2 protein-coding genes are annotated in these 1,963 nt (G+C 38.9%); both read right to left on the reverse strand.

Annotated features, from left to right (window positions below):
* Positions 1 to 1,149: 1,149 nt before the first annotated feature.
* A complete protein-coding gene (locus ACT3TU_RS14045) occupies positions 1,150 to 1,404 on the reverse strand; it encodes a Txe/YoeB family addiction module toxin (protein WP_087813577.1) in 255 nt (84 codons plus the stop codon).
* Positions 1,401 to 1,691: a type II toxin-antitoxin system Phd/YefM family antitoxin gene (locus tag ACT3TU_RS14050; protein WP_087813576.1), complete on the reverse strand. Its 291-nt coding sequence runs from the start codon at positions 1,689 to 1,691 to the stop codon at positions 1,401 to 1,403. The genes ACT3TU_RS14045 and ACT3TU_RS14050 overlap by 4 nt, the downstream gene beginning before the upstream one ends.
* Between the last annotated feature and the right edge of the window lie 272 nt (positions 1,692 to 1,963).

Consider the following 1,963-nt stretch of genomic DNA (forward strand, 5'->3'; position numbering starts at 1 on the left):
TAATTAGGATTTCAAGATAAAGAACAGTTATAAGTGTGGGAGAGACTTTACCCCAAGGCATAGATCCCGTTCTATTCACACTAACCTTATGAATCAACCATGACAATATCGACTCACTGAATAAGTGACTGTTGTATAGTAACTATTCTAAATTTTTCCCTGGACTCTTATAATATATAGCCTAGGGGGCTATATATTACTTAAATTAGCCTAAGTGAATTTATGCTGATTTTGGAGCCTTGAGCAGATTTCAAGGAACACTCACCCTAAAGCGTTTATGAGTAAAAAAATACTCACAAACGCTTTAGTGCATTCCTTGGATTTGATGTGATTAGTCATGCCGACTTCATCGCCCATCGCGTCATCAAGACCGTATCACTGTATCAAGCTACGGTTGTTAAGATTACGGCTGATAGCACCGCCTAGACACGCTCTTAACCGCTACTGTGCTGTCATACGCTAGCAAGGGCCTAAACCCAATATACCGCTACGATATGCACGAGTAACCACTCATTGCGTTGCTCTGATCCTTTGTCTAGTCACCCCTGTAGGGAGCTCACCCTTATGTCAAACGCAGTCGTCGCCGAGGCCTGCCACCCATTTGACGGGTAACGGTTACAGGGAATAGGCACAAAGATGCGAGGTGGAGTCACTGTTACGTTTAGATATATGACAATGATTGATTTGAACGCAGATTTTAGATAAAATGCACCTACACGGGCATTTAATGCTGTTCAAATAACGCAGTTCTGGTGCTTATTTGTTCGTTACAGCGTGTTGACGCACTCTGTAACCGTTAATTACATTTAAAACTAAATGCCTCTAGGAGTCAACTCCCAGAGGCATTTTTTTGTTTGTCATATAGATTAGGTTTTTAATATCTAGGGCATTTTTAAATTACTTAGGCTAAAGCAGAAAATAAACATAGAAGCCGTAGACCCGTTACTAAGAAGCGTCAAATCATCGCAAGTCTCTTAAAGGTTGACCATAGCTATTCTGAAATACAAATCGTGGCTAAGTACTCGCGTCAGTTGATTGCTGAGATGTCTCAAGAATTAAAGAACGTTTCTGGACATTAACTAACTACCTATCACTATGAAAAAGTGCCTAATTATAAATCAGGCACTTTTTGAGCTGTTATACCTTTGCTTAGTAATGATAACGGCACTGGACGATAATGATCGCATCATCTTGAATTTCATAAACCAACCGATGCTCTTGATCAATTCGACGAGACCAGTAGCCTGCAAGGTCATGTTTGAGTGGTTCAGGTTTGCCAATACCCTTAAATGGGTCACGTTTGATGGCTTTAATCAGCTTACCGATCTGTTTGACTTTCTCTTTACTGGTTCTTTGCCAGTACTCATAGTCCTCCCACGCGTCTTCCGTCCAAGATAGTATCAAGCGTCTACCTCATCATCAAAAGTGAGTGGCATATCTTTGGCATCAATCTCACGTTCAATCAAGCGACCAGCTTTAGCATCAGCAATAGAGCGTCTGAGACGCTTGGCATTGGTAGGGCTGCTTAAAAGATGCAGTGTTTCCTCATACGAGTTAAACTCTTCTAAACTCATTAATACCGTCGGTTTAGCATTTTGTCTTGTAATTAATATCGGGCCTTTATCAGTGTCTACCTTATCGATATACTTTGCTAAGCTCTTTCTAAAATCAGTGTAGTTCACAACGTCCATAATAATTACTCCACGTTTAATTATGTTGGTTATATGACCTATCATTATAGGTTGAATGTTATACTAGTATATACTATATCTGTACTTATATCTGTACATATATTAGTAAGAAGCAAAGGGATAATTTGATATGTCTTCATGTATCTTTTTAAAACGTACATATGAAAGCTGACATATTGATCTTAGTTTAAATTTCTTGGCACGTTTGCCGCCTTATATTGTCGAAAGAAACAAATTTTACTCAAATACTCAAATACTCAAATACTCAAATA

The organism is Psychrobacter sp. AOP3-A1-26 (genome assembly GCF_052378235.1).
Classification (GTDB): Bacteria; Pseudomonadota; Gammaproteobacteria; order Pseudomonadales; family Moraxellaceae; genus Psychrobacter.